Here is a 21,626-nt window from a genome sequence, read left to right as displayed (position 1 = left end):
GGCTGGCGTACCACCAGCATACGAAGAACCTTCTTGTCGCGCGCTCCCCGAGGAGGCCCGCGTTTCCTCGTCGCTCCGGCGCCACACCGGGTGAGGAGGAGAGGCGCAGCCCGTCGACACCGCCGGTTTAGGGAGTGGTGATCGTTTCCTATAGCGTGCACGCGTCAAAAGGACACGTCACACGCACTCACGGGGGACTCCCGCATGACCTTTCCGCCGCAGCAAGGGCCCGGCCCGTACGGTCAGCCCGGCGCTCACGCGCAGCAGCCGCCGCAGGGCTACCCGCCCCAGCCGGGGTACGGGTACCCGCAGCAGCAGCCTTACCCGCCGCAGCAGCACATGCCCATGCAGCCGCCGCCCCAGCCCCAGCCCCAGCCCCAGCCCCAGCAGCAGTGGAACGCACCGCCGCAGCAGCCGGCGCCGCCGTCCCGGCGCGGGGGCATCGGCATCATGAAGATCCTCAAGGGCGTCGCCGTCGTGGTCGTCCTCATCATGTGCGTGGTGGGCTATTTCGCGAGCCAGGACGACGCCGATCACGCGAAGGCCGGAGACTGCCTCAAGAACACCGGGTCCACGGTGACTCCTGACCTGGAGGTGGTGGAGTGCGGTGACACCGCGGCCACCTACAAGGTCGTCGAGGTGATCCCCGACACCCTGGACACCACCAAGTGCGAGGGCAAGTCGGACGCCGGCTACCTGGAGGAGACCCGCGGCGGGCGGCGCAGCTCGGGCAAGCAGTTCGTACTCTGCCTCGACGAGCTGAAGCAGTAGCCGGGAGGACGAACGCCCCGGGCCCACGTGGTCCGGGGCTTTCTCGGTTCCACCGGGGTGCCGAGCGCACCGGCGCGCCCCTCGGAGGCGGTGTTTTTGTGCCGGTTCGCGGGGCAGCCGAGTGCCATGGACCACTCTGAGGCACCTGTACTCGACGCACTGGCCGCGTATCACGCGGAGAACCAGATCCCCTTCACCCCGCCCGGTCACAAGCAGGGGCGTGGCGCGGACGCGCGCGTGCGCGCGGTTCTCGGCGAGGCCGTCTTCCGGTCGGACATGCTGGCCACCAGTGGCCTGGACGACCGGACCTCGTCGAAGGGTGTGCTCTCCCGGGCCCAGGAGCTGATGGCGGATGCCGTCGGGGCGGAGCACACCTTCTTCTCGACCTGCGGCAGTTCCCTGTCGGTCAAGGCCGCCATGCTGTCCGTCGCCGGGCCCCACGAGAAGCTGCTCGTGGGGCGGGACGCCCACAAGTCCGTGGTGTCGGGGCTCGTCCTCGCCGGCATCGTGCCGATCTGGGTGGACCCCCAGTGGGACGCCGAGCGCCATCTCGCGCACCCGCCGTCGGCCGAAGCCTTCCGGGCCGCCCTCGCCGAGCATCCCGATGCCCGCGGTGCCCTGGTCACGACGCCGACACCGTACGGGACCTGCTCCGACCTGCCCGGCATCGCCGAGGCGTGCCATGAGCACGGTGTGCCGCTCATCGTGGACGAGGCGTGGGGAGCCCATCTTCCGTTCCACCCGGATCTGCCGACCTGGGCCATGGACGCCGGCGCGGACGTGTGTGTCACGTCCGTCCACAAGATGGGCTCCGGTCTGGAGCAGGGCTCGGTCTTCCACCTCCAGGGCGACCTGATCGAGCCCGAGGTGCTCAAGAACCGCGAGGACCTCCTCGGCACCACCAGCCCCTCCGTGCTCGTCTACGCGGCCCTCGACGGCTGGCGCCGTCAGATGGCCCAGCACGGGCATGCCCTGTACGAGGAGGCGCTGGCCCTCGCCAGGACGGTCCGGGGCCGGATCGCCGAGATCGACGGGCTCCGCGTCCATGGGCGCGACGACTTCTGCGGCCCCGGACGCGCTGCCGACCTCGACCCCCTTCAGGTCATCGTCGACACCAGCGCCCTCGGCACCACCGGCTACCGGATCGCCGACTGGATCCGGGAACATCACCGGGTCAACCTCCACCTCTCCGACCATCGCCGCACCAGCGCCCAGCTCACGCACGCCGACGACGCCCACACCGCCGCGGTGCTCGTCACCGCACTGCGCGATGTCGTCGACCACGCCGACGAACTGCGCCCGGCGCCCCAGGTGGAGGTCCCGGACCCGGCCCAACTCCGCCTGGAGCAGGTCATGCTGCCGCGTGACGCCTTCTTCGGGCGGGTCGAGCAGGTGCCGTGGGAGAAGGCCGTCGGCCGTGTCAGCGCCGAGATGCTGACGCCGTACCCGCCCGGCATCCCGGCCGTGGTGCCGGGCGAGAAGCTCAACTCGGAGGTCCTGCACTACCTGCGCAGCGGCGTGGACGCGGGCATGGTCGTACCGGACGCGGCGGACACCGAGGTGATGACCGTACGGGTGACGGTCGAGGACTGACGCCCGGAGTCGGCCGGGCGTGCTTCCCCGTCCCGCTCCGCGACGGTCAGCTTGCACTGACCGTCCTCGCAGGTGCGCTGCAGGCGACCGCGCGAGAGGGTCTGCATCAGACCGATGGTCCAGCACATCGGGCAACCGCGCAGAGCCAGCACGCCGACCGGCAGGAGCAGCAGGCTGACCGGGCCGACGGCCGGGATGAGCGCGACCGAGCCGATCAGACCGCCGAATCCGATCACGCCCCGGATCAGGTGACGGGGCAGGGACGCACTCGCGAAGTCAGGACCGTCGGTCGTGGGTGTCGTCATGGGTGTCTCCAGGTGCGGCTTCGGAGGGGGCACGGAGGGACTGCTGAACGGCGGTGCGGGCGCGGTGCAGCCGGGACTTCATCGCCGCGGTGCTGAGGCCGAGTGCTTCGGCGGCCATGCGACCGCTGTAACCCTGGATGTCCCGCATGATGAGCACGCGACGCTGCTCGGCCGGCAGGGCGGCGATGGCGGCCGCCACCTTGCCCGCCTCGATGCGCTGCAGCACCACGTCCTCGGCCGAGCGCACGGCGGCGTCCGGCAGGGGCGCGTCGGCGCGCAACCCCCGCGCGCGCCGCAGGCACTCGTTGCGGACGATGCGGAACATCCACGACGCCAGAGCGCCGGAAGCCCGCAGCATCCCGATCTTCCGGTAGAGGATGATCAGGGCTTCCTGGGCCGCGTCCTCGGCGTCCTCCGGGGTGGCACAGAGCGAGCGGGCGAATCGCCGCACGTTGGGGTGCGCGCCCGACACCACCGCGGTGATCGAGTCGACGTCGCCGTTCTGGGCGGCGAGAATCAGCTGTTCACCCGGCCAGGACGAGTCAGCCACGGGCTTGCTTTCGCTTGCGCAGGACGACGTAGCTGCACGTGCAGAGCAGCACGGCTCCGGCGACGATGGCGATTCCTACGATCATGACGACCTCCCGATGTGGTCCCGACGTCTGTCGGCACATGTATAGGAGGCGCGGGGCCGCCGAAAGGATTCGGGCTGCGTCCGGAAAATCGTGTGCGGAAGGACGACGCGGGTCAGTCGACCGGCCAGGTGTGTGCCGGAGCGTTCAAGTGCATGTAGTCGATGTACTGCTGGGTCATCCGCCGCAGCGCCTCGTGGCGGTCCATGTGGGCGTCGTCGTGGAGGTGGTGGAACATCTCGGCCTGCCACACCGCGCCGTTGCGACCGGTGACACACCGCTGCTCGATGATGCCCAGCAGCGGCTCCCGCCAGGCGGCGTCCATGCCCAGCCGCTCGAGCCCCCGTTCGGCCAGCGGCAGCAGGCGGCGCAGTACGAGCTCGGTCACCGGTACCTGGCCCGTCCCGGGCCAGTACAGCTGCGCGTCGATGCCGTGCCGTGCGGCGGCGTGCAGATTGTCCTCCGCGGCCGAGAACGACATCCGCGACCAGACGGGCCGGTCCTCGTCGACCAGGGCGCGGACCAGCCCGTAGTAGAAGGCCCCGTTGGACAGGACGTCGGCCACGGTGGGCCCGGCGGGCAGGACCCGGTTCTCCACCCGAAGATGCGGTACGCCGTCGACGACGGCGTAGACGGGGCGGTTCCAGCGGTACACCGTCCCGTTGTGCAGGGTGAGTTCGGCCAGTGCGGGGGTCTCACCGCGGGCGAGCGTCTCCTCGGGGTCCTCCTCCTCGCACACCGGCAACAGTGCCGGGAAGTACCGGGTGTTCTCCTCGAAGAGGTCGAAGACGGAGGTGATCCACCGCTCGCCGAACCAGACCCGGGGACGTACGCCCTGGACCTTGATCTCGTCCGGCCGGGTGTCGGTGGCCTGCTCGAACAGCGGAATACGCGTCTCGCGCCACAGTTCCTTGCCGAAGAAGAACGGAGAGTTCGCGGCCAGGGCCACCTGCACGCCGGCGATGGCCTGCGCGGCGTTCCAGTAGTCCGCGAACTCGTTCGGCGAGACCTGCAGATGGAACTGGGTGCTCGTACAGGCCGCCTCCGGTGTGATCGTGTCCGCGTAGGTCCGCAGGCGCTCCACCCCGTCCACCGCGATCAGCAGGTCCTCGCCCCGGGCGGCGAAGATCTGTTCGTTCAGGAGGTGGTACCGCGGATTCTCCGACAGCGACGCGGGGCCGGCGTCCCGCTGCTCCAGCGTCGGCAGAATGCCGATCATGACCAGGTGCGCGCCGATGGCGGCGGCCTTCTCCTCGGCGTGGTTGAGCGCGTCGCGGATCTCCTGCTCCCAGGAGTCGGGGCCGCCGGCGGTGAGCCGTCGCGGGGCGATGTTGATCTCCAGGTTGAACCGGCCCAGCTCGGTCGACCAGATGGGATCCGCGATGGCGTCCAGGACCTCGGTGCTGCGCATGGTGGGCTCGGCGGCGGGGTCCACGATGTTCAGTTCGATCTCCAGGCCCACCTGCGGGCGCTCGAAGTCGAACCGCGACTCCCGCAGCATCCGCGCGAGCACGTCGAGGCAACTGTGCATCTTGTTCCGGAACCGGCGACGGTCGTCACGGGTGAACTCCAGCGCCGGGACATCCCGTCCCATCGGGCCTCCCGGGTCTCGTCGGCACGGCCCCTCCTCTCAGCGTCCCACTCCGGAGGCGGCGCAACCACACAAGCCGTCCGTGGCCGCCGGGCCTGGCGGCCTCGCGCGGCGTGCGGCTCGCTCACGCGCGCTCACGTCGCGTGGTGACCTGTGCCGCCGTCCCCGGCCGGCGCCGGTGGGACTCCGGGCGGTCCGGCTCGGAAGACGTCCAGGCCCGCCGCACGTTCATGGTGCGGCAGCCGCGACATCTTGGAGACCAGGGCCCACATCTCCCGTTCGCGGGCGAGCTCGCCCGGCAGGACGAGGCCGAGGGACTCGGCGAGCGGTCCGCGTCCGGTGTTCACGAGGGCCCTGACGGCGGCGGACCATTCGTCGGTCGCCGACACGGCCGCGCGGTACCAGACCGGGATCAGCACGCCCGGCACGGCCATGGCCGTGATCAGCACCGGGACATCGGGGCGAGCCGTGGCCAGGGCCACCGCCGCGCTGAGGACGACCGCGCAGTGGCCGTAGAGCAGGGCGACGAAGAAGTCGACGTTGGCGCGGGCGAGATCGACCTGCCGACGGATCTGCTCCGGCGCGTTCCCCGCCAGCTCGTTCCACATCACCTGGGTGTCGAGGCGGAAGCGGTCGTAGCCGTACTCCTCCAACCGCCGGATCGCGTTCCCCAGGGTCGTCGGTGCCACCTGCGCGGGGTCGACCGGGTAGCGGGCGAGCCGCTCGCGGAGCAGCGCGCGGTGTACGGCTGTACGCCGCCGGTCCTTGCGGGCTGCCCGGGCGATCCGGGGGTCGGCGCGCAGGGAGGTCAGCCGTTCGGTGTCGGCCGGCGTCGGGGTGCCCTCCCGCTCCTGGCGTTCCAGCCGCATCAGCGTGAGCCGGTCCTGCAGATCCTGCCTGGCCTGCCGCCGGCGGGCGCAGCCGCGCGCGTAGAGCGCGCTCGGCCAGAGGGCGTACCCCTCGATCACGCGGTAGAGGGGGTTGCGCAGGGCACTGAGGGCCAGCCCGAGGAGCACCGAGACGCTCAGCATTCCGACGGACAGGGATGTGGCACCCTCCGACCACGGCGCCGCGCGGCGGCCGGTATGCCGAAGGCTCGGCCAGACAGCGACGGCGAAGAGGCTGACGTTCAACGCGGTCGGCAGGAGCCACCCCACCAGCACCGTCCACGCTCCGCCGAGAGCGCTCCTGGCGATGTCACCCACGCGTCACCACTCGTCGTCGTCGTCGCCGAAGGGCGGTCCCGGCGGTGTGCTCTCGACCGACCCGGCGGCCGGTGGCGGAAGGGCGCCCGGCGGCGGGCCGGGGGGCGCCTGCGGCATCGGTGCGCTGCCGGTGGCGGAGCGCACGGCGGAGCGCAGGGCGGCCACGAACTCCTGGCACGAGGTGTACCGATCCCCGGGGGACTTGGCCAGCGCCTTCGCCATCACGGCGTCCGCTGCGGAGGTGATTCCCGGACGGGCCGCGGAGAGCGCGGGCGGCGGATCGTGCTGGTGCGCCCACAGCAGCGCCATGCCTTCCTCGCGCCGGAACGGCGGTTTCCCCGCCAGGGATTCGTGGACGACGCAGGCCAGGCTGTACAGATCGCTCCGGCCGTCTCCGGGGTGCCCGGAGATGCGCTCGGGCGCCCTGTACTCCAGCGTGCCCATGAACTCGCCCGCCGGCTCCGCCAGCCCGAAGTCCGTCACGTACGCGGAGGGCGAATCCTCACCGGCGCGCTCGGTGACCAGGATGTTCCCGGGCTTCACATCCCCGTGGACGACGCCGTGCGCGTGCGCCGCGTCGAGCGCCGACGCCGCCTGCGCGGCGATGATCAGCGCGGTCGTCACGGGCAGCGGCCCGTCCCTGCGCAGGAGTGTCCCCAGGTCCGGCCCGGGGATGTAGGGCATGGCGAGGTACAGGAGGCCGTCGGTGTCCCCGGCTTCGATGATCGGCACGATGTGCGGGTGACCGAGCTGGGCGACGATCCGTGAGTCATGGACGAGACGTCGGCGGAAGCCCTGCTCACGCGCCAGTTCGGGGGCGAACACCTTCAGGGCCACGGCACCCTCCCGCCGCGGGTCCATCGCGAGGTAGACGACGGCCATCGCGCCGCGGCCGATCTCGCGCCGCACCTGATAGCCCGCGATCTGTGCCCCGGTCAATCGCCCACCACCTTCCTGCCGGAGGCCGCTTCCGGATCGCCTCGGAGGTCGTCACCGCAGCACCGATCCACCGGCCGTGGGGAGGCGACGTGCCCGATGAGTCGCTCCTTCGCACCGAAAACTAGCCACATGGGCTAATTCCCGTGATCGCGTCGCGTGAGAAGAGCACGAGACGGCGGCGCCCCCGGACATCACCGGACGGGGAGGGGCGGATAATGGCACGCCCGGAGCCACGTCGCGCGGGTGCGCGGTCGCGGCCCGACCGACCGGCCAGGAGACGAAGGACCGATGACCGCGGAGGCGAACGACCGATGACGTGGACAGAGGGCCGGCGGGTGAAGCTGGTGGCGGACCTCAGACTGGCGGAGCTCGTCGCCCCGGCCGACGCGTCGTCGACGGAGACGGAGACCGGGGCGGGGTTCCTGACCCTGCCGGCGGGCGCCGAGGGCACCGTCGAGCGCGTCGAGGAACACCGGCCCCGGAGCCAGGAGGTACGCGAGTACGAACGGCTCGCGTCCCTCCTCGACGACTTCGGTCACCAGATGCCACCGGGCAGCCGGAAGCAGCTCGAGGAGCAGGTCGGCGCTCTGGAGCCCGCCTGGACCGCCTACCAGGAAGGGAAGCTCCGGGTGAGGGTCCGGGTCCGCCTCGACAACGGATTCGTCCTCGACGACGTGCCCGGGGACGTCTTCGTCCTGGCCTGACGCCGTTCCACGGACTGATCCTGTTCTTCGCCCGTGGCCGTTTCGTACGCGCCCCGGCGTCGATCGCTCTCAGGACGAGGCCGGGTACGGCGCCGACTTGAGGCGACGGGCGAGGTGGGCGGTGTTGGCGGCCAGGGTCGCGGTGGTGGCCGCGGTCGCCTCCGGGGTCTTCTCCAGGTCCCTGTAGTCGGTCTTCTGCATCGCTTCGCCGACCCAGTAGGTGACGGCGTTCGGGGCAAGGGAGAAGCCGACGTCGTTCAGCCCCTGGAACAGGTCGGCGCTCACCTTGTGCGCCCCGTCCTCGTTGCCGACGACGCAGACCGCGGCGACCTTGCCGTACGTCAGCATCCGGCCTTCCTCATCCGTTTCGGAGAGTTCGGCGTCCAGTCGCTCCATCACCCGCTGAGCGGTACTCGCGGGATGTCCGAGCCAGATCGGGGTCGACAGGATGAGGATGTCGCAGCCGAGAATCGTGTCACGGATCTCGGGCCAGGCGTCGCCGTCGCCCATGTCGGTCTTCACGCCGGGGCGCACGTCGTGGTCGGCGATCCTGATGACCTTGCCGGTCACGCCGTGGTCGCTCAGAGCGTCCATCGTCTGTTCCGCCAACAGCTGCGAGCTGGACGGAGTCGGGGAGGGGGACAGAGTGCAGACCAGCGCGACTGCACGCAGGGGTGTGGTCTCAGTGGCGTCCATGACCACCCCCTACCCTCGCGCCGCGTGCGTATCTCACTGGTCCGAGCTGGGGACGGCGAGGGGGTCTTCGGGGGCGTTCTTCTTCTCCTGCTCCATCCGCTCGCCGAGTTCGGTGAGGCGCTTGCGGCCCATGGCCTTGCGGACGGTGGGGAACCACTCCTGTTCCTCTTCCTCGACGTGGTGGCGCACGTTCTCCATCAGGACCGACATCTTGGCGTCGAACCGCTCATCGCTCGCGTCGAGTCCCTTGAGCTCGGAGAGCATCCACAGCACGACATGGTGCTCCTCGACACTCTCCAGGACGTGGTCCTTCGTGTCGGGGGCCGCCTCCCGCGCGGCGGGATAGAAGATCTTCTCCTCGATCCAGGCGTGGGTGGTGAGTTCCTCGATCACCTGGTCGGCGATCTTCCGCTTCTCCGCGTGAGCGTCCTCGCCGGCCTTCTCGAACTTCTTGAACAGCTTCTCCACGGTCTTGTGGTCGTCCTTGAGGAGCACGATTCCGTCCACAGGGCTTCTCCCTCCGCAGTGCCTCGCGAGCTGTGACCACAGCCCGTGGCCCATGTACCCCCTGCGCGGCGCGCCACAACGGTCAAGGTGCCCGGTTGCGCCCGGAAGGGCGACGCGTCTGAGCCGTACGCAGGCCGCGGGGGTTGCCGAGTGGTGCCGCGCGGGACGGGTAATCGGGCTCTCGTCCCTCCCTGTCCCCCAGCCGAAGGAGCTGACCGTGGCCGGTTTCGACGCCTTCACCGAGGTGCTCGACTACCCGATGTACGTCGTGACGACGGCGGTCGAGGGTCGGCAGGCCGGCTGCCTGGTGGGCTTCGCCTCGCAGTGCTCGATCGCCCCGCCCCGCTTCATGACGTGGCTCTCCACCGCCAATCGCACGAGCCGCGTCGCGCGCGGCGCCTCCCACCTCGCGGTGCACACCCTGCGGCGCGACCAGGGGCGGACGGCCGAGCTGTTCGGCGGGCGGACCGGCGACGACATCGACAAGTTCGACCGGGTGGCCTGGCAGCCGGGGGAGGGCGGGGTGCCGGTCCTGTCCGACTGCTGCGCCTGGTTCGTGGGCCGGGTGGAACGGCTCGTCGACGGGGGCGACCACGTCGGCTTCCTGCTCGCGCCCGTCGCGGAGAGCGGACCGGGGGTGACCCGACCGCCGCTCCTCCGGTTCGGTGACGTGGTGGACCTCTCCCCCGGGCACCCGGCGTGAGGCGGCCCACGGCCCGCTCCGGAGGCCGCGAGCTGCGCGGACGCCTACTCTGAAGGGGAAGCGTCACGGCGGAACCGGAGGGCACCATGATCGTCCTCGGCATCATCCTGCTCGTCATCGGCTTCGTGGCGGGCATCAGCATTCTCTGGACCATCGGTCTGATCCTCGTGGTCCTCGGCGCCGTCTTCTGGATTCTCGGGGCGGTCGGTCGCGGAGTCGGCGGACGGCGGCACTACTGGTAGAGGGTCCTGAGCGGCTCCACCGGTCGACAGTCCGGGACGGCTCCACCGGTGCACGGTCCCGGGCCGTGGGCGTGGACAGCCCCGTCGTCGGGCTTGGCCGGGCACGTCGTCAGGCTTGGCCGGGCACGTCGTCAGGCTTGGCCGGGCACGCAGAGGGCAAGCGGGACACATGACTGCGCCCAAATCCCCGGTCCTCGTCCTCGACACCACCGATCCCGAGCCTCTCGCGCGCTTCTACGCCGCCCTCCTGGGCGCCGCCGTCGAACCCGACGGCAGCGATCCCGACATCCTGCTCGTCCGCGGGCCCTCCGGTGTGGCACTGGGGGTACGTCGTGACCTCGGGCAAGCACCGCCGAGCTGGCCCCGCCCGGAGGACTCCCAGCAGGCACACCTGCGGATCCTCGTGCCTCCGCACGCTCTCGACGAGGCGGAACGCGAGGCGGTCTCCCTGGGCGCACGGCCCGTCGCGGCCGTGCGCGACGGCACCCGGACCGACCTGCGTACGGATCTGCGCCGCTACATGGACCCGGCCGGCCACTCCTTCGTCCTCGCCCCTACCTCTCCGGCTTCCGCGGCCTCCCCGGCCGATGCCGACCGGCCCGCCTCTCCCCCGCGGCAGCCCTGACGCCGGGCGACAGCACGACGCCCCTGCCTCCTGAAGGAGGCCGGGGCGCTCGGCTCGACGCCGCGATCACTCGTCAGGCCTTCTTGTCACGGTCCAGGGAGTCGCGGACGCCTTCGGCACGCTCACGTGCCGCATCGCCCGTCTGCCGGGCCTTGCCCTTCATCTGGTCCGTCTTGCCCTCCGCCTCCATGCGCTTGTTGCCCATGGCCTTTCCGGCGGCCTCCTTCAGCTTGCCCTTCGCCTTCTCCGTACCCTTACCAGCCATGACGGTTCTGCCCCTTTCCTAGGGATTGGTTCCAGAGGCCACGGTAGGCACACTCCCGGCATCCCGCCCGTCGACGGACCGCTCCCCCACCAGGCCGGCGGCGCCTCATGCGGAGTTCCCCGGCGGGACCGGGTTCGCCCCGGGCACGGGCGGTGGCGGCCGGGTGGACCGGTGGCGGCGGATCGGGGCGGGGTGACGGGCGGCGTGGACCACGGGACCATCCGCCGTCGAAGGTCAACACCCGGTCGGATCGCGGTTGTTGGCATGCTCCGGAGCTTTCCTGCCCGGCGCGGCGCGTGCCTGCCGCCGATGCGGGCAGGCGAGGAGCTACGCATCCGGGACAGAAGCAGTGCGGACGAAGCAGAGAGGGAGGGTCTCCCCGTGGAAATCTCGGGCATCATCAGCGCGCTGGTCATTGGAGTGATCATCGGTCTCCTCGGCCGACTGGTTCTGCCGGGCCGGCAGCACATCGGGCTGCTGTGGACCATCGTGGTCGGCATCGCGGCAGCCCTGATCGGCACGGTGATCGCCCGCGCGACGGGGCTCGCCGACACCGACGGCGTGGACTGGACGGAGTGGGCGGTGCAGATCGCCCTGGCGGCGCTCGGCGTGGCCGCACTCTCCAGGATCGAGGGCCTGCGGTGACCCGCCCCGCCCGGCCGTTCCGCCGGATCTCGCTTGTCCCACAAGGAGTTTGAGGCCGCATCCGACGGTCATACGCCCCAGGAGGAAAACATGGCCGACACATCCGAGCACGAAACGGAGAGGCCGGACCGGTCCACCCGGGACCGGGGCAAGCCGCTCCACGTCGCCGGGGCGATCCGGGCGGCGACCGAGCAGTTGACGGAGCTGCTGGCTCAGCCGGTCGAGGCGGTCAGCGCCTGCGAGCGCCACGACGACGGCGGAAGCAGCGTCTGGCGCCTGTCGGTCGAAGTCCTCGAACTGCCCCGGGTCCCGGACACGATGAGCCTCCTGGCCTCGTACGAGGTGGAGGTCGACGACCAGGGCGTGCTCACCGGCTACCGACGCGCCCGGCGGTACGAGAGGGGCCGCGTGGACCGCCGCTGATCGAGCGGTCTCCCGGCCCACGTCCCCGAGGCAAGACGAAATCCGACGAAAGGGACCGGAAAACCATGACTGTCGTTCCTGCCCAACCCGCGCCCGCCGCCTCCGGAGGTGGCTCCAGCGGCCTGTACGACGTCCTCGAACTGGTACTGGACCGCGGCCTGGTGATCGACGCGTTCGTGCGCGTCTCGCTGGTCGGCATCGAGATCCTGAAGATCGACATACGTGTCGTCGTCGCCAGCGTGGACACCTATCTGAGGTTCGCCGAGGCCTGTAACCGGCTCGACCTCGAGGCCGGCCCGCGCAAGAACCCGGGCCTGCCCGAACTCGTGGGCCAGGCGACCGAATCGGGCGCCCAGCGCAAGACCAAAGGCGCCCTGAGCGGCGTCTCCCAGACCATCTCGGACGCCTTCAACCAGGTGCGCGGCGACGACACCGAGGAGAAGGAAGAGGCGGCCCCGGCCAAGTCCCGGAGGCGTACCAGCACCCGTGGGGAGGAGAAGGAATGAGCACCTACGTCTACGGCATCACCCGCGCGGATCAGCGGCTGCCGGAAGGAGCCGAGGGCATCGGCGAGCCTCCGATGCCGGTGCGGACCGTCCGCAGCGGTGATCTGGTGGCGCTCGTGAGCGACGCGCCGACGGAGCTGAAGCCCAAGCGACGCGACCTGCTGGCCCATCAGCGTGTGGTGATCAGCGCCGCGACCGAGGGGCCCGTGCTGCCGCTCAGGTTCGGCGGGGTGTCCCCCGACGACGACACCGTCGCCTCGATCCTCGGTGAGCACCACGACCGCTACCTCGGGTGCCTCGAAACGCTCGAGGGCAAGGACGAGTTCAACGTGAAGGCGTCCCACCACGAGGAAGCCGTGCTGTCCGTCGTGCTGGCCGCGGACCCCGACCTCCTGGCGCGGCACGCCGCCAACCGCGCGGCGGGCGGCGGCGACCAGGCGGAGAAGCTGGCGTTCGGCGAGGCGGTGGCCCGGGCGGTCGCCGAGCGGGAGAAGGCCGACGCCGCCCTCGTCGAGCAGACGCTCGATCCGCACGCGGCCGGGACGCGTCAGGGCCCGGAGGGCACCGGCTGGCTGGCCAACCTGTCGTTCCTCGTGGAACGGGAACGACGCGAGGAGTTCCTGGAGGCCGTCCGGCGCCTCCACGAGGAGCACGAGCACCTCCAGGTGCAGGTGACCGGTCCTCTGCCGGCGTACAGCTTCGTCACCGCGGGCTGAGCGCCATGGGTCTGCTCAAGGAGGTGCTGCTGCTGCCCGCCGCGCCGATCAGGGGCACCGCGTGGGTGCTCGAACAGGTCGTCGCGGAGGCGGAGCGGCAGTACTACGACCCGGCCGTGATCCAGCGGGAGCTGGCGCGGCTCGTCGCCGCCTACGAGGCGGGCGAGATGGACGCGGCGGAGTTCGACCGCCGGGAGGACGAGCTGCTGGCCAGGCTGGAGAGCGCGGGCCGTGGCGGCCTCGCCGGCGGCGGATGGGGGGCCGGACCATGACGACACCCTCGGGCCTCCCCCGCCCCTACGAGGACCAGTCCGGCGCCAACCTCGCCGACATCCTCGAGCGCGTCCTCGACAAGGGTGTCGTCATCGCCGGGGACATCCGCGTCAACCTCCTCGACATCGAACTGCTCACGATCAAGCTGCGGCTCGTCGTCGCCTCCGTCGAGCGGGCGAAGGAGATGGGGATCGACTGGTGGGAGCGGGACCCGGCGCTCTCGTCCCGGGCCAGGCAGGGCGAGCTGGGCCGGGAGAACGAGGAACTGCGCCGCCGCGTCGCCGAGTTGGAAGCCAGGACGGAGACATGATCCCGGAACCCCTGCTGTACGTGTACGGCGTCCTCCCCTCCTCCCCCGCGTCGGCCCCGCCGGTCACGGCGGAGGAGCTTCCCGACGCCCCGCTCGGCTCGGGACTCGCCCTGGTCGAACACCGGGGGCTCGCCGCCGTCGTCGAGCCGGTCGACGCGGGCGAGTTCGACGAGAGCCCGCTGCGGGAGCACCTGGAGGACCTCGACTGGCTGGCGTCGGTCGCCCGCGCCCATCACCGTGTGGTGGACGCGGTCGGGAGCCGTACCACGACCGTCCCGATGCGGCTGGCGACCGTCTGCCGCGGCGAGGCCGGCGTACGCCGGCTGCTGGAGAGGGGTCACGACCGTATCCGCGCGAGTCTCGACCGGGTCGCCGGCAAGGAGGAATGGGGCATCAAGCTGTACGTGGACGACGACGCGGCCACGTCCGCCCCGTCCGCCCCTTCGGACCCGTCCGGCCGGACGGGTCCGAAGGGGGCCGCCGGCCCGGCCCGCCCGGCGCGTGCCGGCGATTCGGCCGGACGCGACTATCTGCGTCGGCGGCTGGGCGACCGCAAGGCCCGGCAGGACCGCTCCGTGCGGGTGTCCGACACCGTGGAACGCCTCCATGCCGCGCTCGCGTCGCGCACCACCGACGCCGTACGGCAGCCGCCGCAGGACGCGCGGCTCTCCCGCGTACCGGGGCGGAACGTGCTCAACGCCGCCTACCTCGTCCCGGTCGAGGGACGACAGGCCTTCCTGGACGCGATACCGGCACCGGACCGCCTCCCCGAGGGCGTACGCGTGGACGTGACCGGCCCCTGGGTGCCGTACACCTTCACCCAGAGCGCCCCCGAACCGGACACGCCGCGATGACGGCGCGCGATCCGGCGGCGCGCGAGGCGTCGGCGGTCGCCGGCGAGGAGATCGCGCTGGTGGACCTCCTGGACCGGCTCCTGGCCGGCGGTGTGGTCCTGGGCGGAGACATCACCCTGCGCATCGCCGACATCGATCTCGTACGCATCGACCTGAAGGCGCTCATCAGCTCCGTCGGCGACTCCGTTCCGTCCCCGTGGAACCAGGAGGAGCCGTGACCTCACCCGACCCGCGCCCGATGCCACGTCCCTGCTCCTGTTCGTGCTCCTGTTGCCCGGCCGATCCGGCCCCCGGGGACTCCGGTTCCGCGCCCCGCTCCCGGCGGGTCGAGCTGGACCCGGACACCGTCGAACGGGACCTGGCGCGCCTGGTACTGACCGTCATCGAGCTGCTGCGGGAACTGATGGAGCGTCAAGCGCTGCGCCGGGTCGAGGTCGGGGACCTCACCGAGGAGCAGGAGGAGCGGCTGGGACTGACTCTGATGCTCCTCGAGGACCGGATGGGGGTGCTCCGGGACCGGTTCGGCCTGGAACCCGGCGATCTCAACATCGACCTGGGCCCTTTGGGCAAACTGCTCTGAACGGAGTTTGACATGACAGAACGGGAACAGAAGCGAAGCATGAGTGCTTCCGAGAAGACCAACAGCAATGCCCGTAGCGGTGGTTCGCGTGCCGGCTCCAACGGTTCCGGCACTCGTGAGCGAGCCACCCGTGCGGCCGGCAACGCCACCAAGGCCGTGTCGGACGCCAAGGACGAGACGACCGGCGTGCTGACCGCGCTCCCCGCCCCCGTGGCGGAGAAGACACTGGCCGCCGCCCATGCCGTGCGCGGGGTCGTGGGCCCCGGCGGATGGCTGTGGGGCACCCTGCGCGCCCGCAAGGGCCTCGCCGGCGGCACGGTGGCGAGCACGGCCGCGCTCGCGACCGGGGCGTACGCCCTCGGCCGACGCGCGGGCCTGCGCCGCCGCGGCCCGATCTCCCGGCTCACCGGGGGCAGGATCTGACGACCGGGACTCCGTGACCGTACGGAGTACGACACCGACGGAGAAAGCAATGGAGAGCTGGCGCCGCCACGCGGCCTGCCGGACCGAGGACCCCGATCTCTTCTTCCCCGTGGGAACCGGCGCGCCCGCGCTGGAGCAGGCCGAGGACGCGAAGCGCGTCTGCCAGGTCTGTCCGGTGCGGGAGGAGTGCCTGCGCTGGGCCATGGACGACTCGCGTCAGGTGACGGGGGTCTGGGGCGGACTGCGCGAGGACGAGCGGCGGGCCCTCAGACGGCGGTGGAGCCGCCGGGCGAGCGGCGGCTCCTGACGCACCGGCCTCTCCCCGCCCCGGGCGAGGGGCCGGCCCGGAAGCGCCGGCGCCGAAGGCACCCGCGAGGACTTCCGATGACCGACGGCCGTCGTCACCCTTCCGCGAGGAGGGGGACGACGGCCGCGGCGCGCTTCGGCGCGGCTCCCGTCGGCCCAGGTCGCAGCGACGCGTTTGAGGCGGCCGGGACGGGACACACGCAGAGCGCACCGCAGCGCCCGTGGGCTGTGGACCCGCGAGGCGTTCCGAGCCGCAAGAAAGGCGATCATGATCACCTCCACCCTGGCAGTCACATCCGCCCTCACGCCCGGGCCCGCTCTCGCGTCGCCCGGATCCAACGCCGTGTTGTTCGCCGTGCTCATCGGCCTGGTGGTGGTCGCCGTTCTCCTTGCCGCGTTCTGGTGGGGCAGTCGCCGCGCCGCTCGTCGGCGCCGCCCGGTCGGCGACCCCACGCAGGGAAGCGCCCACGGCCGCGACTCGTGGACCACGCCCGAGGACGACCCGGACCTCGGTGACTCCCGCCGCTGAGGCCACACTCCTCGGCGATGCCCCACCCCGGCGTCGCACCCCCGGCGGCGTGTGCCGCTGACGGCACACCGGAGCGCGAGGCAGTCGACGGGCTCGCGGCCGACACCGCTGGTCAGCGGCGCGCATGGGATCTTCCGCCGAGGGGGTCCGGCGCTCATGGTGCGGAAAGCGCATTGTGGTGCGGGGAGTTGACGGATTCCATGGCCGCAGGGGAGCCGGCGGACCAGCTCGCCGGCTCCGGGACGGCCGAAGGAAGCGTATGACCCCCATGCTCGACGGCTGCACGCCGTGGCCCGAGGAGTTCGTCGACCGTTACTGGACGGCCGGGCACTGGCGCGGCAACACGCTGGACAATCTGCTGCGCGGCTGGGCCCTGGACCACGGGCCGCGGACCGCGCTCGCGCACGGGAGCACGCGCGTCACGTATGCGGCGCTGAATCGGCGCGTGGACCGGATGGCCGCCGGTTTCCGGCTGCTGGGCATCCGGTCCGGGCAGCGGGTGGTCGTGCAGCTGCCGAACGTTCCCGAGTTCGTGATCACCGTGTTCGCGCTGATGCGCGCAGGCGTGGTTCCCGTGTTCTGCCCGGTCTCGTACCGCGCGGCGCGGGTGGCCCCCCTCGCGCGGGTCACCCAGGCCGTCGGTTACGTCGGCCCCTCGACGTACCAGGGCTTCGACCATACGGCGATGGCCGCCGACATCGCGGCGCGAAGCCCCTTCCTGCGAAGGGTGTTCACGCTCGATACGGCGAACGGCACGGGGAACGCCCCGTCGCCCGGCGGTGGCTTCACGGCCGATGCGTCGGGCTGCCTCTCCTTCCCCCTGAGCTCCGTCGACTCCCCGCCCGAGCCTCCCCTCGCGCGGCGCGCCGACCAGGTGGCGTTCCTCCTGCTCTCCGGTGGCGCCGCCGAGGAGTTCCGGCTCGTTCCCCGCACCCACGACGACTACGCCTACCAGGCGCGGGCCACGGCCGAGCTCGTGTCGCTCACGCGGGACGACGTGTACCTCGCCGCCCTGCCCGCGGAGTCCAACTTCGCCTTCGGCTGCCCCGGCATCATCGGCACCCTGTCCGTCGGCGGGACCGTCGTCCTGGTCGAGGACCCGGGGCCCGACGCATGCCTTCCGGTCATCGGGCGGGAGCGGGTCACCCTCACCTCGGTGGTCCCCGCCGTCGCCGAGCTCTGGCTCGACGCCCTTCCCGAGGCCCGGGCCGACGTGAGCAGTCTGCGTCTCGTGCAGATCGGCGGCGGGCCCGTGCGCCGGGCGACCGCCGAGCGGATGCGGCCCGCGATCGGCTGTGGCCTGCAGCGGGTCCACGAGATGGCCGAGGGGGCGCTCACCCTCACGCGGCCCACCGATCCGGACGAGACGGTCCTCACCACCCAGGGTCGCCCGCTCTCCCCCGACGACGAGATACGTCTCGTCGACGCCGTCGGCCGGGACGTGCCCGACGGGGAGCCCGGCGAACTCCTCTTCCGCGGCCCGTCCACCCCTCGGGGGTACTACCGCGCGCCCGGCCTCGACGCACGCTCCTTCACCCGCGAGGGCTTCTTCCGCACCGGCACCCTGGCGCGGCGTACGCCGGACGGCAACCTGGTGACGAGCGGCCGCCTCGGGGACGTCCTCCCGGCCGGCTGACCGCACGGGCTGTCCGGCCCCTGGCGGGGCCGGCCTGGTGTTGATCACTCAACCGATGAGAAATCAACCAATTACCCCGCATTTAGGGTGTTTTCATCGCCTTCAGGAGGAAAGTCGCCCGATTACCGCGACAGAATCAGGAGGGCCATCATGATTGCCCAGGAACAGATCCCCGCGGTGGTGGACCACCCGGTCTACGACGCCCAGGGCAAGAAGATCGGCGACGCCAAGCACCTCTACGTCGACGACGTCACAGGGCGCCCCGAATGGGTCACGGTCAAGACCGGCCTGTTCGGCACCAGCGAGTCGTTCGTGCCGATCAAGGACGCGTCCATGGTCGACGACCACCTGGAGGTCCCGTACCCGAAGGACCGGATCAAGGACGCCCCGCACGTCGACGTGGACGGCGGAGGCCATCTGTCCGCACACGAGGAACGGCGGCTGTACGAGCATTACGGCATCGCCTGGGACGAGTCCTGGCACCGGGCGAACCAGCCCGGCGAGGGTGGCTGGGCGTACGGCACCGGGGACGCCGCCCAGCGGGGCGACGGCACCCACGCCCAGGACCTGAGCGGCACCCGGGGCACCGGGGACACCGACATGTCGCGCACCGCCGACGACGCCATGACCCGCTCCGAGGAGGAGATGCACGTCGGCACCGAGCAGGTGGAGACGGGCCGCGTCAGGCTGCGCAAGTACGTCGTCACCGAGGACGTCCAGCAGACCATCCCCGTCAGGCACGAGGAAGTCCGCGTGGAGCGCGAGCCCATCACCGAGGCGAACCGGGACCAGGCCATGTCCGGCCCGGAGATCTCCGAGGCCGAGCACGAGGTCACCCTCCATGAGGAGCGCCCCGTCGTCGAGACCCGGGCCGTCCCCGTCGAGCGGGTGAAGCTGCGGACGGACGAGGTCACGGACGAGGAGACGGTCGGCGGCAAGGTCCGCAAGGAGCGGATCGACGTCGAGACCGATGCGGCCGAGGAGACGGACGACCTCTCCGAACGCCGCGGCCGGACGGACGAGGGTCTCTTCTGACCGACGGGCTCGACCACACCCGCAACCATGGCGCCGTCGCCGCCGAGGCCCAGGCCGAGGCCGGTGACGGCGCCGCGGCCGATGACGGCGCAGGTGTCTGAACCTGACCGGCCGTGAGGCCCGCCCGTCGGCAGACCGGCGTACGTCGTCGTCACGATCCTCGGGGCCGCGTATCTGGCCTTTCTCGGTCTTCAGGCCCTCCGGCAGAGCCGGAGGGCCTCCGCCGTCCGCTGGAACGCGTGACCGGCGGGGCGCCCCTCGGCTTCGGCGCGCGCGGGCGCCCTGGAGGCCGACCGAGGACACCGTGCGGCGAACCCCCTCGTCCGCCCCGACCGTCGGCCCGGCGGGACCGACGGGCGGCGACGCGCACCCCGTACCCTCAGGTCGGAAAGAAGGAGAAACGCGGGCCGGGCGGCGTGCCATCGGATGGTGGGCGCGGTGCCGGCCCCACGCGAGCGGGGAATTGACGATGACCGATCCGTCCGGCCGGCAGACGGAGCCCCGAGGGGACGAACAGCCGCGGGCTGCGACGACGATACGCGTGTTCATCGCCCTCGCCCCGCCCGACGAGGCGAAGGACGAGCTGGCGCGAGCGCTGGGCCCGGCGTACGAGGCGTACCCGGGCATGCGGTGGAACCGCATCGAGGACTGGCACATCACTCTGGCGTTCCTCGGTGAACTCCCGGCCGCGGCGGTGTCGTCGCTGCGGCCGCCCCTCGCGCGCCTGGCGGCGACCCGCCCGCCCCTGGAGCTGGAGCTGCGCGGCAGTGGGCATTTCGACGAGCGGGTGCTGTGGAGCGGGATCGACGGGGATCTGGAAGGGCTGCACTCGCTCGCGACCGAGGTGCGCGCCGCCGTGGCGGAGTGTGGTGTCCCCTTCGCCGGCCGTCCTCTGCGGCCGCATCTCACCCTGGCCCGCGCGCGCCGCGACGACACGGCGTGGGTGGTGGCGGCCGCCGACGGCCTCGCCGGATTCACCGGCCGGCCGTGGCGGGCGGCGCGCCTGCATCTGGTCGGCAGCGACTTCGGTCGCGGCCCGGGGCCGATCCGCTACCGCGACATCACCTCGTGGGGCTTCGAAGGGCGCTGACGGAGGCGCGCCGTGCCGCCGCCGACGTCACGGCCCCTGGATACGCCGGAACGGATGCTCGGCCTCCAGGGCGAACGCGACCTCCAGGAGTGTCCGTTCGCTCCCGGGGCGGCCGGAGAACATGACACCGACGGGCAGCCCCTCCTCGGTCGCGCTCGGGGCGGGCACCGAGATCGACGGGGTACCGACGACGTTGTTGACGGGCGTGAACGCCACGTACGAGAGGATCCGTTCGATCAACGTCGGATACGGAACGGTGGGGCTGAGTCGGCCGATCGGCGGCGTGGTCCGGGCGAGCACGGGGGTGAGGATGAGATCGAGCCCGCGGAACGCCGCCGCGTACGCCACGCTCGTACGCTTCAGCCTGCGCAACACCCCGGGCGTGCGACGCCAGTTCTCGACGTACGCCTCGCGCAGGCCCCGGCTGAGGCCGTCCATGCGGTGCCGGTCGAAGTCGCCGCCGAGGGTCCGGCCCGTGGCACCGATGAGGAACGACAGCAGTCCCCAGTAGGTCAGGAAGTCGTCGGTGAAGCGCGGGTCGAGGGCGATCTCCACCGGCTCCACGGTGTGGCCGAGCCGTTCGAGCGTGGCCACGGTCTCCATGACGGCCGCGCGGGTGGTCGCGTCGGACCGGACGCCGTTCGGCGAGTCCAGCAGGAAGCCGACGCGCAGCCGGCGCTCCGACGGGCCCTCGACCAGTCCCACGGGCGGCAGTTTCGGATGGCGCCAGTACGTCTCGGCGGCGGCCAGGAAGGCGGCGGTGTCCCGCACGGAACGGCTCACGACGCCGTCGGAGACGATGTCGAGCGGCAGCTGACGGCTCTGGGCGTTGGCCACGACCCGGCCACGGGTCGGCTTGAGACCGACGAGTCCGCAGCAGGCGGCGGGGATCCGGATCGAGCCACCGCCGTCGTTGGCGTGCGCGATCGGCACCGCGCCCGCGGCGACAAGCGCCGCGCTGCCGCCCGACGATCCCCCCGCCGAACATCCCGTGTTCCACGGGTTGCGTACGGGCTCGGCGCCCTCGAACTCCGTGGTCGGGCTGAACCCGAACTCCGGCAGCCTGGTCTTGCCCAGCACCGTGACGCCGCTGCTCAGGAACTGCCGGGTGAAAGGGGCGTGCCGCCGCGCGGGGGCCCGGGGGGTGAAGGCGGCGCTGCCGTGGCCGGTGGGAAGGCCGCGGTACTCGGTGTTGTCCTTGACGAAGGTCGGCACTCCGGCGAAAGGGCCGCCTGCGTGGGCGCCGCCGGCGTGGGCGCCGCCCGCGCCGGGGCCGGCCGACGCCGGGACGTCGGCGTACGCCTGGACCGCGTTGAGCTGTTCGTCGACCGCCCGTACCCGCTCGGCCGCGTCCCGGGCGGCCTCGGCGACACCGACCTCACCACGCCGGATCGCCGCGGCGAGACCGACGGCGTCATGCTCTCCCAGGGCGTCGTCCCGGAAGGCGTGCACCCTGGTCCGTTCCTCGAAAGTCGTCACCGCTACCTCAGCCCCGGCCGTTCGGATGGATGGCGGCCATCAT

30 protein-coding genes are annotated in these 21,626 nt (G+C 71.8%); 21 read left to right on the top strand and 9 right to left on the bottom strand.

Annotation, left to right across the window (positions count from 1 at the left end; genetic code table 11):
• Window positions 1-204: 204 nt before the first annotated feature.
• Together ACZ4VW_RS16660 and ACZ4VW_RS16655 are read left to right on the top strand one after the other, a co-directional pair.
• Window positions 205-771 carry an LppU/SCO3897 family protein gene (locus ACZ4VW_RS16660; protein ID WP_467962859.1) on the top strand — a complete coding sequence of 189 codons (567 nt, stop codon included), beginning with the start codon at window positions 205-207 and terminating at the stop codon, window positions 769-771.
• A gap of 126 nt (window positions 772-897) precedes the next feature.
• Entirely contained in the window at window positions 898-2,364 is a 1,467-nt protein-coding gene (locus ACZ4VW_RS16655; RefSeq protein ID WP_467962857.1) for an aminotransferase class I/II-fold pyridoxal phosphate-dependent enzyme, read from the top strand.
• On the opposite strand, the gene ACZ4VW_RS16650 is transcribed toward ACZ4VW_RS16655, so the two are convergent.
• The 5 genes from ACZ4VW_RS16650 to ACZ4VW_RS16630 all read right to left on the bottom strand — a co-directional run bounded on the left by ACZ4VW_RS16650 (window position 2,274) and on the right by ACZ4VW_RS16630 (window position 7,036).
• A complete protein-coding gene (locus ACZ4VW_RS16650) occupies window positions 2,274-2,669 on the bottom strand; it encodes a hypothetical protein (RefSeq protein WP_467962855.1) in 396 nt (131 codons plus the stop codon). The two genes, ACZ4VW_RS16655 and ACZ4VW_RS16650, sit on opposite strands and share 91 nt — an antisense overlap.
• A complete protein-coding gene (locus ACZ4VW_RS16645) occupies window positions 2,641-3,219 on the bottom strand; it encodes an RNA polymerase sigma factor (protein WP_467962853.1) in 579 nt (192 codons plus the stop codon). The genes ACZ4VW_RS16650 and ACZ4VW_RS16645 overlap by 29 nt, the downstream gene beginning before the upstream one ends.
• A 197-nt stretch (window positions 3,220-3,416) precedes the next feature.
• Window positions 3,417-4,895: a glutamate-cysteine ligase family protein gene (locus ACZ4VW_RS16640; RefSeq protein ID WP_467962851.1), complete on the bottom strand. Its 1,479-nt coding sequence runs from the start codon at window positions 4,893-4,895 to the stop codon at window positions 3,417-3,419.
• Window positions 4,896-5,026: 131 nt separating this feature from the next.
• Complete coding sequence (locus tag ACZ4VW_RS16635) at window positions 5,027-6,097, bottom strand: hypothetical protein (RefSeq protein ID WP_467962849.1); 1,071 nt, start codon at window positions 6,095-6,097, stop codon at window positions 5,027-5,029.
• A 3-nt stretch (window positions 6,098-6,100) separates the two neighbouring features.
• Window positions 6,101-7,036, bottom strand: a complete 936-nt coding sequence (locus ACZ4VW_RS16630; protein WP_467962847.1) for a serine/threonine-protein kinase — start codon at window positions 7,034-7,036, stop codon at window positions 6,101-6,103.
• Between the two features lie 311 nt (window positions 7,037-7,347).
• Between ACZ4VW_RS16630 and ACZ4VW_RS16625 the strand changes: the two genes are divergently transcribed.
• Complete coding sequence (locus ACZ4VW_RS16625; RefSeq protein ID WP_467962845.1) at window positions 7,348-7,740, top strand: hypothetical protein; 393 nt, start codon at window positions 7,348-7,350, stop codon at window positions 7,738-7,740.
• Window positions 7,741-7,809: 69 nt separating this feature from the next.
• On the opposite strand, the gene ACZ4VW_RS16620 is transcribed toward ACZ4VW_RS16625, so the two are convergent.
• Together ACZ4VW_RS16620 and ACZ4VW_RS16615 are read right to left on the bottom strand one after the other, a co-directional pair.
• Window positions 7,810-8,436 (bottom strand): flavodoxin family protein, encoded by a 627-nt coding sequence (locus ACZ4VW_RS16620; protein WP_467962843.1) that lies wholly within the window; start codon window positions 8,434-8,436, stop codon window positions 7,810-7,812.
• A 33-nt stretch (window positions 8,437-8,469) separates the two neighbouring features.
• Window positions 8,470-8,943, bottom strand: a complete 474-nt coding sequence (locus ACZ4VW_RS16615; protein WP_467962841.1) for a hemerythrin domain-containing protein — start codon at window positions 8,941-8,943, stop codon at window positions 8,470-8,472.
• Between the two features lie 217 nt (window positions 8,944-9,160).
• Here ACZ4VW_RS16615 and ACZ4VW_RS16610 point away from each other — a divergent pair, with 217 nt between their 5' ends.
• From ACZ4VW_RS16610 to ACZ4VW_RS16600, 3 genes are all read left to right on the top strand, one after another.
• Window positions 9,161-9,646 (top strand): flavin reductase family protein, encoded by a 486-nt coding sequence (locus ACZ4VW_RS16610; protein ID WP_467962839.1) that lies wholly within the window; start codon window positions 9,161-9,163, stop codon window positions 9,644-9,646.
• A gap of 86 nt (window positions 9,647-9,732) precedes the next feature.
• Window positions 9,733-9,888 (top strand): hypothetical protein, encoded by a 156-nt coding sequence (locus ACZ4VW_RS16605; RefSeq protein ID WP_467962837.1) that lies wholly within the window; start codon window positions 9,733-9,735, stop codon window positions 9,886-9,888.
• A gap of 169 nt (window positions 9,889-10,057) precedes the next feature.
• Complete coding sequence (locus ACZ4VW_RS16600; protein WP_467962835.1) at window positions 10,058-10,513, top strand: VOC family protein; 456 nt, start codon at window positions 10,058-10,060, stop codon at window positions 10,511-10,513.
• A gap of 73 nt (window positions 10,514-10,586) precedes the next feature.
• Here the strand turns inward: ACZ4VW_RS16600 and ACZ4VW_RS16595 are convergent, their stop codons facing one another.
• Window positions 10,587-10,778 (bottom strand): CsbD family protein, encoded by a 192-nt coding sequence (locus ACZ4VW_RS16595; protein WP_467962833.1) that lies wholly within the window; start codon window positions 10,776-10,778, stop codon window positions 10,587-10,589.
• Window positions 10,779-11,159: 381 nt separating this feature from the next.
• Between ACZ4VW_RS16595 and ACZ4VW_RS16590 the strand changes: the two genes are divergently transcribed.
• The 15 genes from ACZ4VW_RS16590 to thpR all read left to right on the top strand — a co-directional run bounded on the left by ACZ4VW_RS16590 (window position 11,160) and on the right by thpR (window position 20,104).
• Window positions 11,160-11,423 (top strand): GlsB/YeaQ/YmgE family stress response membrane protein, encoded by a 264-nt coding sequence (locus ACZ4VW_RS16590; RefSeq protein WP_467962831.1) that lies wholly within the window; start codon window positions 11,160-11,162, stop codon window positions 11,421-11,423.
• Between the two features lie 90 nt (window positions 11,424-11,513).
• A complete protein-coding gene (gene gvpO / locus ACZ4VW_RS16585; RefSeq protein ID WP_467962829.1) occupies window positions 11,514-11,846 on the top strand; it encodes a gas vesicle protein GvpO in 333 nt (110 codons plus the stop codon).
• 65 nt (window positions 11,847-11,911) lie between these two features.
• Window positions 11,912-12,352, top strand: a complete 441-nt coding sequence (locus ACZ4VW_RS16580; protein ID WP_467962827.1) for a gas vesicle structural protein GvpA — start codon at window positions 11,912-11,914, stop codon at window positions 12,350-12,352.
• Entirely contained in the window at window positions 12,349-13,068 is a 720-nt protein-coding gene (locus tag ACZ4VW_RS16575) for a GvpL/GvpF family gas vesicle protein (protein WP_467962825.1), read from the top strand. The genes ACZ4VW_RS16580 and ACZ4VW_RS16575 overlap by 4 nt, the downstream gene beginning before the upstream one ends.
• A gap of 5 nt (window positions 13,069-13,073) precedes the next feature.
• Complete coding sequence (locus ACZ4VW_RS16570; RefSeq protein ID WP_467962823.1) at window positions 13,074-13,340, top strand: gas vesicle protein GvpG; 267 nt, start codon at window positions 13,074-13,076, stop codon at window positions 13,338-13,340.
• Window positions 13,337-13,651, top strand: coding sequence for a gas vesicle protein (locus tag ACZ4VW_RS16565; RefSeq protein ID WP_467962821.1), 315 nt, complete (start codon window positions 13,337-13,339; stop codon window positions 13,649-13,651). The genes ACZ4VW_RS16570 and ACZ4VW_RS16565 overlap by 4 nt, the downstream gene beginning before the upstream one ends.
• Window positions 13,648-14,505: a GvpL/GvpF family gas vesicle protein gene (locus tag ACZ4VW_RS16560; protein ID WP_467962819.1), complete on the top strand. Its 858-nt coding sequence runs from the start codon at window positions 13,648-13,650 to the stop codon at window positions 14,503-14,505. The genes ACZ4VW_RS16565 and ACZ4VW_RS16560 overlap by 4 nt, the downstream gene beginning before the upstream one ends.
• On the top strand, window positions 14,502-14,723 hold the full coding sequence (locus ACZ4VW_RS16555; protein ID WP_467962817.1) for a gas vesicle protein: 222 nt from the start codon (window positions 14,502-14,504) through the stop codon (window positions 14,721-14,723). The genes ACZ4VW_RS16560 and ACZ4VW_RS16555 overlap by 4 nt, the downstream gene beginning before the upstream one ends.
• A gap of 20 nt (window positions 14,724-14,743) precedes the next feature.
• Window positions 14,744-15,085, top strand: a complete 342-nt coding sequence (locus tag ACZ4VW_RS16550; protein ID WP_467963185.1) for a gas vesicle protein K — start codon at window positions 14,744-14,746, stop codon at window positions 15,083-15,085.
• 39 nt (window positions 15,086-15,124) lie between these two features.
• Entirely contained in the window at window positions 15,125-15,508 is a 384-nt protein-coding gene (locus tag ACZ4VW_RS16545) for a hypothetical protein (RefSeq protein WP_467962815.1), read from the top strand.
• A gap of 49 nt (window positions 15,509-15,557) precedes the next feature.
• Entirely contained in the window at window positions 15,558-15,815 is a 258-nt protein-coding gene (locus ACZ4VW_RS16540) for a WhiB family transcriptional regulator (protein ID WP_467962813.1), read from the top strand.
• Between the two features lie 267 nt (window positions 15,816-16,082).
• The gene (locus ACZ4VW_RS16535; RefSeq protein WP_467962811.1) at window positions 16,083-16,343 is read left to right on the top strand and encodes a DUF6479 family protein; all 261 of its coding nucleotides are present in this window, start codon (window positions 16,083-16,085) and stop codon (window positions 16,341-16,343) included.
• 259 nt (window positions 16,344-16,602) lie between these two features.
• On the top strand, window positions 16,603-17,979 hold the full coding sequence (locus tag ACZ4VW_RS16530) for an AMP-binding protein (RefSeq protein WP_467962808.1): 1,377 nt from the start codon (window positions 16,603-16,605) through the stop codon (window positions 17,977-17,979).
• Between the two features lie 150 nt (window positions 17,980-18,129).
• Complete coding sequence (locus tag ACZ4VW_RS16525) at window positions 18,130-19,014, top strand: DUF2382 domain-containing protein (RefSeq protein ID WP_467962806.1); 885 nt, start codon at window positions 18,130-18,132, stop codon at window positions 19,012-19,014.
• 469 nt (window positions 19,015-19,483) lie between these two features.
• Window positions 19,484-20,104, top strand: a complete 621-nt coding sequence (thpR, locus tag ACZ4VW_RS16520) for an RNA 2',3'-cyclic phosphodiesterase (RefSeq protein WP_467962804.1) — start codon at window positions 19,484-19,486, stop codon at window positions 20,102-20,104.
• A gap of 27 nt (window positions 20,105-20,131) precedes the next feature.
• On the opposite strand, the gene ACZ4VW_RS16515 is transcribed toward thpR, so the two are convergent.
• Window positions 20,132-21,583, bottom strand: a complete 1,452-nt coding sequence (locus tag ACZ4VW_RS16515) for an amidase (RefSeq protein ID WP_467962802.1) — start codon at window positions 21,581-21,583, stop codon at window positions 20,132-20,134.
• Window positions 21,584-21,626 lie beyond the last annotated feature (43 nt).

This window comes from Streptomyces sp. NPDC029139, assembly GCF_055564335.1.
The sequence above is the reverse complement of the archived record's forward strand: the minus strand, read 5'-3'. Positions and strand labels throughout refer to the sequence as shown.